General features: G+C 63.3%; 14 protein-coding genes and 1 pseudogene. 6 read left to right on the forward strand and 9 right to left on the reverse strand.

From position 1 onward, the window contains the following. The first annotated feature begins 22 nt into the window (after positions 1-22). Positions 23-2,077: a histidine kinase N-terminal 7TM domain-containing protein gene (locus tag GJ630_RS02360; protein ID WP_371726824.1), complete on the forward strand. Its 2,055-nt coding sequence runs from the start codon at positions 23-25 to the stop codon at positions 2,075-2,077. A gap of 119 nt (positions 2,078-2,196) precedes the next feature. On the opposite strand, the gene GJ630_RS02365 is transcribed toward GJ630_RS02360, so the two are convergent. Next, a complete protein-coding gene (locus tag GJ630_RS02365; RefSeq protein WP_004518082.1) occupies positions 2,197-2,472 on the reverse strand; it encodes a PadR family transcriptional regulator in 276 nt (91 codons plus the stop codon). Between the two features lie 209 nt (positions 2,473-2,681). Between GJ630_RS02365 and GJ630_RS20465 the strand changes: the two genes are divergently transcribed. Continuing rightward, entirely contained in the window at positions 2,682-3,023 is a 342-nt protein-coding gene (locus GJ630_RS20465) for an amphi-Trp domain-containing protein (RefSeq protein ID WP_371726857.1), read from the forward strand. A 177-nt stretch (positions 3,024-3,200) separates the two neighbouring features. Here the strand turns inward: GJ630_RS20465 and GJ630_RS19425 are convergent, their stop codons facing one another. Beyond that, a complete protein-coding gene (locus GJ630_RS19425) occupies positions 3,201-3,347 on the reverse strand; it encodes a hypothetical protein (RefSeq protein ID WP_004961170.1) in 147 nt (48 codons plus the stop codon). 59 nt (positions 3,348-3,406) lie between these two features. On the opposite strand from GJ630_RS19425, the gene GJ630_RS02375 reads away from it, so the two are divergent. Continuing rightward, positions 3,407-4,126, forward strand: coding sequence for a hypothetical protein (locus GJ630_RS02375; protein WP_050007612.1), 720 nt, complete (start codon positions 3,407-3,409; stop codon positions 4,124-4,126). Positions 4,127-4,130: 4 nt separating this feature from the next. On the opposite strand, the gene GJ630_RS02380 is transcribed toward GJ630_RS02375, so the two are convergent. The 4 genes from GJ630_RS02380 to glyA form a co-directional block, all read right to left on the reverse strand. Further along, positions 4,131-4,613: an NUDIX hydrolase gene (locus GJ630_RS02380; protein WP_191449334.1), complete on the reverse strand. Its 483-nt coding sequence runs from the start codon at positions 4,611-4,613 to the stop codon at positions 4,131-4,133. Then, entirely contained in the window at positions 4,614-5,507 is an 894-nt protein-coding gene (locus GJ630_RS02385) for a bifunctional methylenetetrahydrofolate dehydrogenase/methenyltetrahydrofolate cyclohydrolase (RefSeq protein WP_014040444.1), read from the reverse strand. Positions 5,508-5,582: 75 nt separating this feature from the next. Beyond that, a complete protein-coding gene (locus GJ630_RS02390; protein WP_058990820.1) occupies positions 5,583-6,170 on the reverse strand; it encodes a hypothetical protein in 588 nt (195 codons plus the stop codon). An 83-nt stretch (positions 6,171-6,253) separates the two neighbouring features. Further along, positions 6,254-7,501 (reverse strand): serine hydroxymethyltransferase, encoded by a 1,248-nt coding sequence (glyA, locus tag GJ630_RS02395; RefSeq protein ID WP_050038115.1) that lies wholly within the window; start codon positions 7,499-7,501, stop codon positions 6,254-6,256. 153 nt (positions 7,502-7,654) lie between these two features. Between glyA and GJ630_RS02400 the strand changes: the two genes are divergently transcribed. The 3 genes and pseudogenes from GJ630_RS02400 (at position 7,655) to GJ630_RS02410 (ending at position 12,672) form a co-directional block, all read left to right on the forward strand. After that, positions 7,655-9,742: a hypothetical protein gene (locus GJ630_RS02400; protein ID WP_014040447.1), complete on the forward strand. Its 2,088-nt coding sequence runs from the start codon at positions 7,655-7,657 to the stop codon at positions 9,740-9,742. Between the two features lie 371 nt (positions 9,743-10,113). Next, positions 10,114-10,931, forward strand: a pseudogene (gene tbsP / locus GJ630_RS02405) (transcriptional regulator TbsP). Between the two features lie 31 nt (positions 10,932-10,962). Beyond that, entirely contained in the window at positions 10,963-12,672 is a 1,710-nt protein-coding gene (locus GJ630_RS02410; RefSeq protein ID WP_050038117.1) for a YcaO-like family protein, read from the forward strand. Between the two features lie 42 nt (positions 12,673-12,714). Here the strand turns inward: GJ630_RS02410 and GJ630_RS02415 are convergent, their stop codons facing one another. The 3 genes from GJ630_RS02415 to GJ630_RS02425 all read right to left on the reverse strand — a co-directional run bounded on the left by GJ630_RS02415 (position 12,715) and on the right by GJ630_RS02425 (position 15,078). Further along, on the reverse strand, positions 12,715-13,863 hold the full coding sequence (locus GJ630_RS02415) for a DUF63 family protein (RefSeq protein WP_014040450.1): 1,149 nt from the start codon (positions 13,861-13,863) through the stop codon (positions 12,715-12,717). Positions 13,864-13,965: 102 nt separating this feature from the next. Beyond that, complete coding sequence (locus tag GJ630_RS02420; RefSeq protein WP_064288120.1) at positions 13,966-14,805, reverse strand: inositol monophosphatase; 840 nt, start codon at positions 14,803-14,805, stop codon at positions 13,966-13,968. A 72-nt stretch (positions 14,806-14,877) separates the two neighbouring features. Next, positions 14,878-15,078, reverse strand: a complete 201-nt coding sequence (locus GJ630_RS02425; protein ID WP_004518094.1) for a hypothetical protein — start codon at positions 15,076-15,078, stop codon at positions 14,878-14,880. Between the last annotated feature and the right edge of the window lie 67 nt (positions 15,079-15,145).

The following is a 15,145-nucleotide window of genomic DNA, read 5'->3' on the forward strand; positions in this document are numbered from 1 at the left end:
GACCCTAAATCAACGCTGACGTGTGGGATTATCGCCAGGCATACCGACGTGGGTTCTCCTCATCGCGTTCGGCATAAACCTGGGAATTGCCGGTATTGCCGTTCGTCGGCGGAGTGTACGCGGGGCAGTGCCGCTCGCCGCGATAATGATCTCTGTCGCACTTTATTCGCTCGGCAACGGCGTTCTGTCGGCAAGCACGACAATGCCGACGTACCGGACCGGTCTCGTTATCAAATACATCGGGGCGGTCGGGCTCGGGCCAACACAGTTCTGGTTCGGGCTGACATACAGCGGCCGGGAATCACTCCTGACCCGCCGACGCTGGGCGCTACTGCTCGCTCCCCCAGTCGTCGTTTTCGGGCTTGTCGTGACTGCACAGTCACACAACCTGCTGTGGACCCTCGACGGGTTCGTGCAGGGACCGCCGCTCGCGAGTCCGGAGCGCGTGAACGGCCCCGTCTTCTGGTTCAATCTCCTGTACCAGTACATTCTGATAGGGACGACGTACGTCATCGTCGGGCTCTTCGGACTCAAGCGAAGCGGTCGGTATCGAACACAGGCGACGTTGATGTTGCTTGGCGGCATTATTCCGCTGATTGCGAGTTTAGTATTCGTCTTCGGCAGTGATCCGATGGGGTCCGCTGACCCGACAGCGTTCGCGTTCACGTTTACGGGGGTTGTCTTCGCTATCGCGCTCTTTCGCTTTGACCTCCTCGACCTGATGCCCGTCGCGAGACACACGCTCGTTGAAGAGATGTCTGATCCCGTCTTCGTCGTTGATAAAGACGGGCGGCTTGTCGACGTAAACGAGACTGGCACAGACCTCCTCGACGATGAAGGGACGGCGATTGGCCGGTCTGCGTCGGAAGTCATGCCGTCCTACGACTCGCTACCAGACGACGACGGCAATGCCGACGCCGATGTCGTCATCGAAGCTGACGGCGGACCACACTACTTTGATATCAACCGTTCAACGCTCACCGACCAAACCGGCTCAGTGATCGGACAGCTGCTCATCTACCGTGACGTGACTGAGCGCCGTATCGCGGAAGAGCGCTTCCAGCGCCTCATCGAACGGTCTTCGGACATGGTGACGGTTCTGGACGAAGACGGGGATTTCACGTACGTCAGCCAGCCAGTTAAGAAGATACTCGGATACGAACCTCCCGAGTTGGTCGGTGAGAACGCCGTCGAATACATCCATCCCGACGACAGACAGCGCGTTGTTGAGGACCTGGCCAGATACGTCGACGATTACGGCTACTCCGGCACGTACGTCGTGCGGTTCCGCGACGCAGCGGGTAACTGGCGTTTCATCGAAGCGCACGCAACAAATCTGCTCGGCGACCCGTTCGTCGAGGGGATCGTCCTCAATTCCCGAGACGTGACCGAGCAACTACAGCGAAAGCGGAAACTGGAACGGCAGAACGAACGGCTCGACCAGTTTGCGAGCATCGTTGCGCACGACCTCCGGAACCCACTGAACGTCGCGAGTGGACGACTTAGCCTACTTGAGAGCGATGTCGCTAGCCACGACGCGTCGATCGGGACGATTCAGGAGCAACTCGAGCGCATGGAGTCGATCATCGACGACTCGCTCACGTTGGCTCGCTCAGGAGAAACGGTGACTGAGACCGACGAGGTAGACCTCGAACTGATCGCATACGATGCCTGGCAGAGCGTCGAGACTGGCGGGGCGACCCTCGTCGTCGAAACAACGCTCCAGATCGATGGCGACCGTAATCGGCTCCGGAATATGTTCGAAAACCTGTTCCGAAACAGCGTCGAGCACAACGAGTCGGCTGACCTGACCGTCAAAGCCGGGTCCTTACCCGACGCGGTCGGGTTCTACGTTGAAGACACCGGGGCAGGTATCCCCAGCGAAGAACGTGACGCAGTGTTCGAACAGGGATATACCACAAACGCGGAGGGGACAGGATTCGGCCTCGCTATCGTTAAAGACATCGTGCAGGCCCACGGGTGGGACATATCAGCCACTGAGGGCGAGAGCGGCGGAGCCAGGTTCGTGATCGAGTGCCACGAGTCACCTATGGTGAACCAACCCGACACCACATGACGCTGAACGACTCCAGCGACGAATGCCGTCATCGTAGCGTTACCCGCTCCCGTCACTGAAGACGGACCCACCGCTACCGGCGAAACGACGGCCTCAGCACAAGGGGCGGTGCGACACTCTTACAGGTCGACGTACTGGTCTTCCCATTCGCGGCGGGCGTCGATCTCACGACGCCCGCGGCGCGTAAGCGTATAGAAGTTGGTCCGGCGGTCGCGCTGGCCCTTCTCGACCAGTCCCTTGTCGACCAGAGTGTCGAGGTTCGGGTACAGACGACCGTGATGGATCTCCTTCTCGTAGTACGCTTCGAGCTCCTCCTTGATAGCTAAGCCGTGGGGCTCTTCCCTGCCAGCGATCACGTAGAGAAGGTCACGCTGGAATCCTGTCAAGTCGTGCATCGGTTTTCCTATGTAATGATTTAGTATCTATACTGTTAAATATATCGGCCCAGAGAACTTGATGTTGTTTCGGTAGTCCAGAGTGTCGAATTTTCTGTATTTAGGCCCTCAGTCATCGTTTTGTTCAAATGGTAAATACAGTCAGTATATCATCATTCTTCGGAAACTGATGGCGACAGTATTATTTGTCACTGGAGGACACTGAGAGGTTGGTAGAAACAGTCCTGCTCGAAAGCGAGCAAGGACTCGACCACAGCGCCGTCGCAGCATATCTCAGAACGGTGGTCGACTCTCCGGGAGATAGATCTGAGATCACGCTCAGCGCAGGGAGGGGTCGGGGCCACGTCGCGCCGCCATCACAGGCGGAGTTCGAGGTGAACGCCGAGCGCGAGAGTCCGGAGGGAGCGACGGTAACTCAGCATCGGAGTCGAACCGGAGTGGCCCGAGAACGCGACAGACACAGAGTGGTCTATCGAGTACGTCGTATCGTCCAGCAGTTCCTTTTCGGATGTACAGCAATCGCTCGTATCTGGTCGTTAGCAGCGAAGTAAGTGGAAAGCGGTCGCGAAAAACGCGACCGCTTGCCGCCCTGAATTGGTCCCCGCTGACGCTTCGGCCCTCCAAGCGAAGCGTCACTTGGTCGAATGGGGCAGAATAACTTAAAAGTACCGGCCCCGTCCAGCAGATGTTAGTTATCGAATTAGAAGCGAATGTAAGCTGTAACTAACCTAGATATGTTCCTCCTCGAGCACCCATCCAAGTGCCCGCTTGTAGTGGGTGAACATCATACGGACCCGCTCGTGATCCATCTCCTCGTCGTCTAGCTGTTCAGCAAGGAACTCGTACTGCTCGCGGATCTCGTCTTCCGAGCGCATACGTTGGCGTAGACAGCCCTCACGGAACAATCTTGAGGGCTGGCCTCTCAGCATCACGTATGAAAGTCCGCGGGGAGCGCGAGTGCCAGGACTGTGGCACGCGATGGCGGTACTACGAGACGGGGAGCATCGCCTGTCCGGACTGTGGCAGCATCCACAGCGTCGGCATCGACGAGCACACCGAACACACGGACGCACCGGCCACCCTCGACCTGACGCCGGTCCGGAGCCGGATCGACGCGGACCCGACCCGGGAGCTCGCTGACGCGGCCGCCGAGCGCTGTCGGGAGTACACACGCAAGCGGGGGTTCATCGACGCGGGCGAGCTTCGCTCGCTCAACCCGACGTTCGTCGCCGCGGTCGAACTCCAGCACGTCGGTGCACACCTCTCCCGGGAGTTGCGCAGCGGCGACCCGGCGGAGCGGTACTTCTACGAACTTCTCGGCAGTGCTGACGACGGCGACCGTCCGGCTGTCGAGTCGGTCCCGTCGGAGCTTCGAGTGCCGTACGGCCTGGCGATGGCGGCCGCCGTCGATAGCTATCAGCGCGACGTACGGACGTATCTGGACGCCAATTCGGAGCCGACTGCACGACAGCTCTCCGGACGGATTCGCGACCATCGAAAGCGGATCGAGGCGCTGGACGGCGATGTCGACCCCGCGGACGCCAACCGTCTCGTTCACGCGGCGCGGGACCTGGGGTCGTACATTACCGGCGACGAGAGCGCATTCGTCAGAGCCGAGAACTGGCTTGCCGGAATCGAGAACGACACGGTCTAAGCGGTCACTGGAGCCGCCGTACGAGGGTTTCGTCCAGACAGTTTTCCGGAACCGCATCCCGCCACGCTACGGTCTCTATCGACTCGCCGTCGAGTCCGGGGTCCGACGCGAGGTCCGTGGAGTCAGCCGTCGCGCGATAGGTCCCGAAAAAGAACGTCGCCTCTCGGCCGCCATCGGTCACCGTGACCTCGGTGACGGCAGCCAGTTCGTCGACGGTACTCTCGACGCCCGTCTCCTCGCGTACCTCGCGGCACACTGCTTCCTGACGCGTCTCGCCGGTTTCGACGCCGCCGCCCGGGAGCTTCCAGATGTCGTCCTCGTAGACGAACAGCAGGCGGTCCGCCGGGTCGGTGACGAGCGCGCCGACCGCCCAGCGAAGGCCGCGGTCAGCACGGGCGCGGACGCCGTCTACGCCCGCCGTGTCAGTCTCTCTGGTTACTCGGCGGGTGTGCACGTCGCGGTCCGCAAAATCCGCAAGCGACGGCATTCAGGGCAGGTCGACGTCGATGTCGTGTTGCAGGCCCGTCGCTTTGACCGTATTGTACAGCAACATCGCGCGAGTCATCGGACCGACGCCGCCGGGGACCGGCGTGATTGCGCCAGCGACCTCCTTTGCGCTCTCGTACTCCACGTCGCCGACGAGTTCGTAGCCCTTCTCGGTGTCAGCGTCGACGCGGTTGATGCCCACGTCGATGACCGTCGCGCCCTCTCCGATCATCTCGCCGTCGATCATCTCCGGGACGCCAGCCGCGGCGACGAGGATGTCGGCGTTGCGCGTCCGTTCGGCGAGGTTCTCGGTGCGGGAGTGACACACCGTCGTCGTCGCGTTGCCGCCCGGTGCCTTCTGGATGAGCAGGTTCGCCATCGGTTTGCCGACGATGTCCGACCGGCCGACGACGACGGCGTCTTTGCCTTCTGTGTCCACACCCACGCTCTCGATGAGCTTCTGGATGCCGTGGGGTGTGCAGGGCTTGTAGCGGGCGTCACCGGCGACGAGTCGGCCGACGTTCTCCGGATGGAAGCCGTCGACGTCTTTCATCGGGTCGATGGCTCGCAGGACCGACCTGTCCTCGACGTGGTCGGGGACCGGCATCTGGACCAGGATGCCGTTGACGTCGTCGTCGGCGTTGAGGTCCTCGATAGTGTCGTACAGTTCGGCAGCGTCCGCGTCGGGGTCGATGTCGATGTCGATTGCCTCGATACCGACCTCCTCGCAGTCGTTCTGTTTCATCGAGACGTAGGTCTCGCTGGCCGGGTCCTCGGACATCAGGACCGTCGCCAGCGACGGGCGCTCGCCCGCGTCGGCGAGGTGGTCGATGGACGCGACCAGGTCATCCCGAATCGACTGTGCGACGGCGTCGCCGTCGATAATCTCTGTCATTGGGTACAACGGCGGCGCGGGGCGGTATGAACGTCCCGGATTTCGGCCGGCCGCGACAGGCAGGCGCGCGCTCGCTCAGGGACAGTCCGACTCGGCGACCGACTTCCGCTCGGCCCCCTGCCGGATGGCCCGTGTCGGGCCGCCCGGGACAGCCACCGTCATCGCCTGCCCGCCGTACCCGTGGGTCTGGTCGTGGCCCCGGACTACGACACAGGTCGTATCGTCGGGAACAGTAATGGTCTCCGACCGGGTGAACGGAGCCGTCGAGTGAGCGTGCCGGAGATCACGGCGACCGAGTCGGTCGCCCGCCAGCGTTTCGACCTGCCACCAGTTCGCGTAGCCGTCCTCGCCGTCGTCATCGTGATAGAGTGTTACGTCGAAGCGGTAGTCGTCGCCTTCGTCCGTGAGTTCGACCCCGACGACGTTGGCCTCCCGCAGGTCGAGTTCTGTGGCTGTTTCGGTCTGTCCAGCAGTCGACTCCTGGCCTGTGGGGGTAGCGGCGTCTGTCTCCGCCGCCGTGGCCGTCACTGTCGGCTCGCTCGCGCCGCCGTCGCTTTGCCCGGTTTCCGCCCCTGACTCGCTCTCGAACTGCGTACAGCCAGCGAACACCGACAGGGAGGCACCCAGTGCATAGAGCGTCCGGCGTCGGGTTGTGCGGGGCATACCAGTCGTATCGGAGAGAGATGCCAAAAAGGAGGATGCCAGTGGGCGGACAGCAGAATCCGCGCTCCAGGGCTAGCCTGTCGCTACTCGTACAGCGTGTACTCGTCGGTCATCTCGTCCACGCGGTCGCTGACTTCCGCCACGACATCGTCGTCGTGGGGGGCGTCGACGACCTTGTAGATGAGATCGGCGACCTCGCGGCAGGCGTCCTCGTCGAAACCACGGGTGGTGAGCGCGGGCGTACCGGCGCGGATGCCCGAGGGGTTGAACGCCGAGCGGGTCTCGCCGGGGACGGTGTTGGCGTTGAGGACGATGCCGGCCTCTTCGAGCGCTTCTTCGACTTCCTTGCCAGTCGTATCCGGATGGGACGGACGGAGGTCGATGAGCACGAGGTGGTTGTCCGTGCCACCGGAGACCAGATCCAGACCGTGTTCCTTGAGTCGGTCACCGAGGGCGACGGCGTTGTCGACGGTCTGCTGGGCGTATTGCTCGAACTCGGGGGCCAGCGCCTCGCCGAAGCCGACGGCCTTGCCGGCGACGTTGTGCATCAGCGGGCCGCCCTGGGAGCCGGGGAACACCGCGCTGTCGATGTCGTCGGCGTACTCCTCGTCGCACATGATGATGCCACCGCGGCCGGCGCGGATGGTCTTGTGCGTCGAGCCGGTGACGAAGTCGGCGACGCCGACCGGCGACTCGTGGACGCCAGCGGCGACGAGGCCGGTGATGTGGGCGATGTCCGCGAGGTGGTACGCGTCGACCGCGTCGGCGGCTTCCTGAATCCGCTCGAAGTCGACTTCCCGGGGGTACGCGGAGTAGCCCGAAACGATGATGTCCGGCTCGAACTCCTCTGCGTGGTCGTGGAGGCCCTCGTAGTCGATGTAGCCGGTTTCCTCGTCGACCTTGTACTGTTCGACCTCGTACACCTGGCCGGCGAAGTTCGCTGGGTGGCCGTGCGAGAGGTGGCCGCCGTGCGTCAGGTCCAGCGAGAGGATCTTGTCGCCGGGTTCGAGCACGCCGAGGTAGACGCCCATGTTGGCCTGGGAGCCGGAGTGTGGCTGGACGTTGACGTGGTCCGCGCCCCACAGTTCCTTCGCGCGGTCGATTGCCAGTTCCTCGACGTCGTCGGCGTACTCGCAGCCGCCGTAGTAGCGCTCACCGGGGTAGCCCTCGGCGTACTTGTTCGTCAGTTCGGAGCTCTGTGCCTCCATCACAGCCTCGCTGACGTGGTTCTCACTGGCGATCATCGCCAGCGTGTCGTTCTGCCGGCCTCGTTCGCCCTCCAGGGCGTCTGCGACTGCCGGGTCCGCTTCCCGTACGGTTTCGTAGCTCATGTATCCGAGTCAGGACCGATACGACAATAATCTACCCTTTGGGCCACGTATGTGCTATGTTATTACACATTGTCCGGTGCCGCGGGTACAGTTGGGGAGACGACATCCTGACACCCGTACGTATATATCAGATGACGTTCCACATGTCTATGCATGGTCACCTGGGGGGTGGCAGGCGAGCGGGTGGACCGGAACAGCAGTAACACGCCGGAGTGGGATGGAGAAACGGTCGACCCGAGCGCACTGGTGCGCCAGTTACACGATCGAGAAGTTACGGACGGCGAACAGTTACCACATCGTGTCGACGACTGCTACAGCGGGTCCGTCACCGAGTTAGCACTGCCGGCGGTGGATGCCACGGTAACCCGAGTCGCTACTGACACGAATACTGGAGCAGTTGATTCACCGACGACCCTAGAGGAGGGGGAGTACCTGCTGACGATGGAGGCCCGTGCTGCGGATAGCGACCGAGGGTCGCCGTTGGGCGTCGTTGACGACATTCGGATCCACGTCCGCTTCGACGGGCCGGCGTCGCTCCACTCGGCCGGCATTACCTCTGTCCTCGGTTTCCAAGAGCCGACGAGTATTACCGTCGGGTTCGTCTGGGAGACGAGCGCGGAGCGGCCGCATCTGCAGGTCCCCGCGACACCTGCCGGACTCGCAACGGCGATTACCCATCTGAGTGGGGCCCATCATACGATGCAGCCGTCCCGCTCACATCCGGAACTCCGCGGCCATCCGCCGATAGTCACGACCGGCGAGACGACCCGTATTCCCGAACCGGTTCGGCAGAACCGTCCGGAGACTGGCATCACGCTCCGTGTTCCGGAGTGCGAGGCGGAACTGCTCGTCAGCGCCCCGCTGGCGTACTATCTCGGGGCCGAAGTGGTAGTCGAGTCACGGGATGCAGCACTGTTGACGGCCGACGGCACGTCGGTACACCGCTCTTTCGACGCGTGGCCGTCGCTACAGGCCGGCGTCGCGGCGCTGCTCCGGAAGGTGTTCTACCTCGACTGTCTGGTCAGACGCGTCGATCCAGCCGAGAGTGGCGCTCGTATCACGTCCGCGCTCTCGCTCGACCCGGACACAGTTCGGTCGCTGTCGCCGGCTGGACGGCTCGAGCGGTACATCGATGTCTCCGACGAGGCCGTGAACTCGATTCTGCCGGAGTGGCCACTCTCGACGTACGTCTCACCCGAACCGGAACGGGTCCGATGCCTGCCGTTCCTGCTCGACCGACTCAGTCTCATCTACCTGCCGGACAGCTCCCGGCTCGACCAGGATGAGCTTCTCGACAGGACGCTGTCGGATTCGTATCTGAGCCGCGGTTCGGCCGAGCGCCCACCGGTCATCGAGCCGAACCTACGCGAGGGCCAACTGCACTCGTGGCTCGCTCCGGGGAACCCGATAGACGCCTGTAAAACGCCGGCGGAGGCGTACGTGAACCGCTACCGGAGTCAGAACCGGGATGCCGACAGCCAACGGGTCGCGGTCGTCCTCAACGACGAGGAGATGGCCGGCGAACACACGGAAGTCACAGAGATATACCGGGCCGCGGACCTGCCGATGGACGTCCAGGTCAGCGAACTGCTGTCGGTCAACGAACTGGCCGACGTGTTCGAACAGCCGGCCGATTTCGTCCACTTCATCGGCCACTGCGACGAGGAGGGACTGCGCTGTCCCGACGGCAATCTGGCGCTGTCGTCGCTGTCGGAAGCCCGAACGCAGACGTTCTTCCTGAACGCCTGTGGCTCCTATGACGAAGGGCTTGACCTCGTCAAACAGGGCGCGGTCGCCGGTGCGGTGACACTTACCGACGTGCTGGACAAACACGCCGCCCTGGTCGGGACCGCCTTCGCGCGCCTGCTCAGTAACGGATTCAGCATTCAGCGAGCGCTGGAACTCGCTCGCCGACGGATAATGATGTGCAAGGACTACGCGGTCGTCGGCGACGGGACCTACTCTATCGTTCCCAATCCCGCACACCCCGCGGTCGTCTGGGTCTCCAAAGGGGAAACGGGATTCGACGTCCAGTGTACGGTCGTGTCCCCGGAACGGCCCGGTGAGAGCTACCGCCTGCCGTTCGACGACAGCGCCGCGCTGAACGGCGAACAGACGAGCCACTCGCTCGGCGCTACGGAGTTGGCCGACGCGCTGGGCCAGACCTCACTGCCCGTCATCTTCGACGGGGAGTTTCACTGGTCCGACGACCTCGCTGCGCGTCTCCGGACGGACTTCTGACGAGCGCGAAGCTGTCAGACTCCGTGACGGAAGCCGAGACGGCCGTCATCTATTTTCGAACCGGCCACCCGAGGAGCCGTATTGATGCGACACTCTCCGTACGCACTCAGGTACAGATTTGATACTGTGCTCCAGTCGTGGCTTCCGGCGGGTAGGAGACAGTGACAGTAACCACTGATTCGAGCGAATTCGCGTGACGACGACGAGCAGAACAGATGGTTCAGTCCGTGAGACGAACGGCTTCTGCTTAGGACAGTTGACCAATATTTTATCGCCTCTCATCGGTGGGTGTTGTCGGATTGTTGGCGAAATCAACACAGTATGGCCGGTAAAATTAAATATAATAATACACTATATACTTGGAAGGGACAATGACTGAAAATCTCCTGCAAGACGACGTTGGGTCTATGTTGACCACGGTGTTTGGGGCAACTGACGAGCCGGTGTACGTCGTGAACCCGTCGCGGCGGACCATCTCTGAGCTTGTATCGACACTGGACGCGGATTCGGGCGCTCCCGAAGTTCGGCTGCTCGCCGACGAGCGCGCACTGAAAGACGTCATGGACGACTTCCTCGTTGCGAGCACCGCGGCGACCTCATCGACGAGGAGCGGCTCACGATGCGACTGCTCGACGACGTGCCGAACCACTCGGTCGCGGTAACTGTCGATACGGTGTACGCACTCGTCACCATCAGCGACACGGTCGGCGGTCTCGGGACCGACGACGCGGCGTTCGTCGACAACGCCTACGACTACTACGGCTCGACCTGGGAAGACGCCGACGAGTACTCGCTCCGGACGCCGCCGCTCAACCGCGTCCAGAGCACGCTGGAAGCCGACATCGGCCCGGAAACCGCGTCGGACTTCAACGACGTTCTCAGCTCTCTGTCGACGGCTCGTGGCGACGGCGACGGTCTCGACGAGGTCACCATCAGCCTGCTCGTGGCCGCACGGAACGGCGAACTGCTGTACGACATCAGCAAATGGGGCGAAGACGTCGGACTGGCGAGCAAGGCGACGTTCTCGCGGACGAAGACGAAGCTCGAAGACATGAACCTCATCGACACGGAGAAGGTCCCGATCGACGTGGGCCGACCGCGGCTCCGCCTGATGCTCGGTGACGACCGGCTCAAAGACGCCGAGCCGGACGAGCTGGCCTCCGTGGCTCAGTCGATCCTCGCCGCGTAGGTTTTTCCCGCTCCACCGCGAGGGGTTCGGCATGCAAACTGTCGAAGTCGTCGGGCGTGGACCGGCCGTCGACGCACTCACTGCGTTTCTCGCTGATATCGACGTTACAGTAGCACAGCCGTCGACACCGGCGAACAGTAGTGGCGACCTCGCCGTCGTCGTCGATACTGTCGGGTCAGAGACGTTTGCGGCGTGGAACGACCGAGCGAAAGGCGATGACGTCCCGTGGGTCGCCGTCGAACTGGGCGGCGTCGGCGGCGTCCCGGTGACTGACGCCGCGATCAGCGGCTTCGGACCCGAAACGGGCTGTTTCGACTGTCTGCGGACTCGGGTCGAGGCGACGGTCGACGAGACCGAGGAGATCACAGAAGCCCCGGCGGCGGCCACGCAACGATTCACGGGAGCGCTGGCGGGCCGACTGGTAACCCAGTTTCTCGACGGCGACACTGCCCTCTTCGGGACAGTTACGGAACTCCCACATACGCAGCGCCGGTTCCTCCCCGTCCCGGGCTGTGACTGCAGTGAGACGCCGAGCCGTACCCTCGGCGACGGTCGCCGAACGGCCCCGGACAGCGAGGCGCTCTCGCGGGCGGAACTGGGCCTCGACGACCGGGTCGGTATCGCCACGGAGGTCGGCGAAGTCGAGTCGTTCCCCGCCCCGTACTACCTGTCGACGCTCGCCGAGACTGCCGGTTTCAGCGACGTATCGGCCGCCGCCAAGGCCGCCGGTGTTGCCATCGACTGGGACACGGCGTTCATGAAAGCGCTGGGCGAGAACTACGAGCGGTACGCGGCCGGGGTCTACCGAGAAAGGAATCTGCGGCACGGGACGGTCGTCGATGTTCCGGATGCCGTCGCACCCGACGCGTTCGTCAGGGACGAGGCCGAATGGGACGACTCGACGGCGCTTCCCTGGGTCCCGGCCGAAAATCTGCTGACCGACGAACGGCGGTCGCTTCCCGCCGAGACCGTCCACTATCCGCCGCCATCGAACGTGGTTAGACCGGCAACGACGACCGGGCTCGGGCTCGGAAACACCGTCACCGAGGCGCTGCTGACCGGGCTCTACGAGGTCATCGAGCGCGACGCCGCGATGCTGTCGTGGTACTCGACGTTCGAGCCGCTTCGAGTTGCCGTCGACGACCACGAGCGGTACGACACGCTCCGGCGTCGCGCGGCGTCCGAGGGGCTCGAGGTGACGGCGCTGTTACTGACACAGGACGTGGACGTGCCGGTCATCACCGTCGCACTGGAACAGGACGAGTGGCCTCGCTTCGCACTCGGCACCGATGCGGATCTGGACCCGGGTACGGCCGCCGTCGGTGCGCTGGAAGAGGCGCTCCAGAACTGGATGGAACTCGACAGCATGGGTCCCGAGGCGGCCATGGACGCACAGGGTGCAATCGGGCGCTACGCCGAATCACCCGGCGAGGGGGCCGACCTGACGGCCACCGAGACGGCGGTCCCGCTGGACTCGCTCGGCCCGGACGCAGACCTCTCCGGCGAGGCGGAGCTAGAGACGTTGTGTGACCGGGCAGCTGACGCGGGACTCACGCCCTACGGAGCGCGGCTGACGACGCGCGACCTCGAACAGCTCGGGTTCGAGGCCGTCCGTGTCGTCTGTCCGTCGGCACAGCCGCTGTTCTTCGGTGATTCGTTCTTCGGCGAGCGGGCCGAAGCCGTGCCTGCTGACCTGGGCTTCGAGCCGCGGCTCGACAGGGAGCATCATCCGTTCCCGTAGCAACAGCCGACGAGCGAGAGTCAGATACCGGACAGTCCGTATTCAGATGCCGAACGTCGCCCGCAGCATGTCCCGCGTGCCCGGCCCGAGGCCGACCGCGGTAACGGCGATGAGCAACAGCAGCGCGTACCGCGGGCTGTCGTCGATGAACTCCTGGTTGAACAGCGAGACGACCAGCGAGGCGACAGCGAGCTTGACAATCAGGAACGGCCACGACGTGCCGATAGCAGCAGTCAGACCGGCTGACTGGAGAGATTCGGTGGCTTCAATGATGAATGCGTTGGCCGGGTGTTTCGGGTAGTACGTCAGCGGGACGTTGAGCGCGTCAAGCCAGTCAGCCAGCAGGACGTTCGCGACGCCGTCGATGGCGTGGCCCCAGATGACCAGCAAGCCGATATAGCCGGTTCCGTCGTTCAGCGCCGGTCGATAGGACTCGAACAGGCGGTACAGACCGTACGACAGCGCCGATGCCAGTGCGACAGTCGTGATGAGGACTGACGGGTACAGCGTCGCGTACTCGCGTGTGAGCGCGACAAACGTAAGATAGAGTAGCGTCACGGCGACGAAAATGCTACCAACAGCGCCAGTCGTCCGGTAGTAGCTGTCGACGATGCCGCGCTGTTCGAGGTCCACGCAGACGACGAGGACGAGCAGCGTCAGTAGGAACACCGTGCCGTAAATAACGGGACTGATGATGAGTGAACTCAGCGGATACTCGACGATGGGTGAGACGCCGGCATCCACCGCGCGGTCGGTCGCGTCCTCGACAGTCCGCAACGCGCCGCCGAGCAACATGAACGGCACGAACGCGAAGTAGAGCTTCGGGTCCTCGGCGATGTCCAGTCGCTCGAGGAGGAAGTAGACGCCGACGAGCATATACACCAGAATCAACATGTAGCCGATCTCGGAGACGATAGTGTATCCCGGCTCGGCGATGAGCCGTCCCTCCTGAATAGCCGCCCTACAGCCATCGTACAGCGGTTGTGGCCCGGATGCAGTCATCTCGGCACAGCTGGCCGCCTTGGCGTCCGCGTACACTGGCCCCCAGAAGTACTGCCAGAGGAACCGATCCCAGACGGCCTGTGGAGCGGCCATAACGGCTCCGACCGCGACGAGGAGGACGGCAGCGAAAGAGCCCACCCAGAGCTGGCCGGGCCCGTACTCATCGACGGCTCGCTCGAACGTTTCCATGGCCGAGTGACCGGTGGCAGGCGGTTTTAGCGTTCCGGTCCCGTGTGCGTGGAGCGGACTTCCGCGAGCCAGACGCGGCGGGATTTGATGGCGAAACTGTGTTCAATCCTCAGCGAGTGCCTCGTTGCCGGCCGCCACGAAGGCCTCGTGTGCCTCGCCGTTGGAGGCGACGACGGAATCGCTGTCGTGGGTCCAGGGCTCGCCATCGAGGTCAGTGACCGTGCCGCCAGCCCGTCTGACCATATGGACGCCAGCGAGCGTGTCCCAGGGGGCCATCGGGCGCGTGCAAACGAGCCCTTCGAGCGCCCCGTCGGCAACGTGTGCCAGCGTGGCCTGGAACGAACCCAGACGCCGAATGTCGCCGAAGCGGTCGCCGACAGCGCTACACAGCCGACCGAACTCGTCCCTGTCGTCGCGATCCCACCAGCCGACAGGAGCCACGGCGAACGTCTCCGGGTCGGTTCGACCACTTACCGACAGTTCGGTCCCGTCTCGTGTCACGCTTTCGGGGCCAGCCGCGTAGAGGTCGCCGTACGAGGGGAGATAGGTCACCGATGCGACCGGCTCGCCGTCGACAACTGCGCTGACGGCCGTCCCCCACAGACGCATCCCACGGACGTAGTTCGCCGTCCCGTCGATTGGGTCGATGACCCACACAGAGCCGCTATTTGGGATGCTATCGACCGCTTCAGGCTCGGAGTCAGTGTCCGGGCCAGCTAACGTTGAGAGGTCCTCCTCACAGAGGAACCGGTCACGGGAGAACTCCGCTCGAATCGTGGCGACGACTTGCCGCTGGGCGTCACGGTCCGTCTCCGTGACGAGATCGTTTTTGTTGGCCTTCGACTCGACACTGAGGTCGCCCCGGAACTGCTCCCGAGCAACGACACCGCCAGCGCGGGCCGCTCGCTCGGCGACCGCCGCCCGGTGGCTTGCATCTGTCATACCTGACGCTGGACCTCCCTTGTTCAAACCATCTCGCCTTCCAGCAAAACAGGGCCGACGGATGGCGATGGGTTACTCTTCTTCGACAGCCTCGTCAACAGCGTCGAGAATGGCTTCGGCGATGTCCCGCGCCTCATTGGGCGTGTACAGGACCTGGTTCCCCAGTGACTGTTCAATACGGACGTAGCCGTCATCGTCCTCAATGGAGAAAAACGCTGTATTCTCCAGCGGTGGCACATGCAGGCTCGCCCCCTCGGACTGATCTGTGGCCATGTTATCGTTTAGCACATAGGGCGGCTTAAATCTACGGCTCTGGACAACAGCGGCCGCCCAGTTACAA

Origin of the sequence: Haloarcula sp. CBA1122, assembly GCF_009741785.1 — an archaeon.
In the GTDB taxonomy this organism is placed as follows: Archaea; Halobacteriota; Halobacteria; order Halobacteriales; family Haloarculaceae; genus Haloarcula; species Haloarcula hispanica.

Bases quoted from the DNA above. Each gene is read 5' to 3' on its own strand.
- GJ630_RS02365 (WP_004518082.1), bottom strand. From the start codon at position 2,472: ATGCACGACTTGACAGGATTCCAGCGTGACCTTCTCTACGTGATCGCT.
- GJ630_RS19425 (WP_004961170.1), bottom strand. From the start codon at position 3,347: ATGCGCTCGGAAGACGAGATCCGCGAGCAGTACGAGTTCCTTGCTGAA.
- GJ630_RS02375 (WP_050007612.1), top strand. From the start codon at position 3,407: ATGAAAGTCCGCGGGGAGCGCGAGTGCCAGGACTGTGGCACGCGATGG.
- GJ630_RS02380 (WP_191449334.1), bottom strand. From the start codon at position 4,613: ATGCCGTCGCTTGCGGATTTTGCGGACCGCGACGTGCACACCCGCCGA.
- GJ630_RS02385 (WP_014040444.1), bottom strand. From the start codon at position 5,507: ATGACAGAGATTATCGACGGCGACGCCGTCGCACAGTCGATTCGGGAT.
- GJ630_RS02390 (WP_058990820.1), bottom strand. From the start codon at position 6,170: ATGCCCCGCACAACCCGACGCCGGACGCTCTATGCACTGGGTGCCTCC.
- glyA (WP_050038115.1), bottom strand. From the start codon at position 7,501: ATGAGCTACGAAACCGTACGGGAAGCGGACCCGGCAGTCGCAGACGCC.
- GJ630_RS02400 (WP_014040447.1), top strand. From the start codon at position 7,655: ATGGTCACCTGGGGGGTGGCAGGCGAGCGGGTGGACCGGAACAGCAGT.
- GJ630_RS02410 (WP_050038117.1), top strand. From the start codon at position 10,963: ATGCAAACTGTCGAAGTCGTCGGGCGTGGACCGGCCGTCGACGCACTC.
- GJ630_RS02415 (WP_014040450.1), bottom strand. From the start codon at position 13,863: ATGGAAACGTTCGAGCGAGCCGTCGATGAGTACGGGCCCGGCCAGCTC.
- GJ630_RS02420 (WP_064288120.1), bottom strand. From the start codon at position 14,805: ATGACAGATGCAAGCCACCGGGCGGCGGTCGCCGAGCGAGCGGCCCGC.
- GJ630_RS02425 (WP_004518094.1), bottom strand. From the start codon at position 15,078: ATGGCCACAGATCAGTCCGAGGGGGCGAGCCTGCATGTGCCACCGCTG.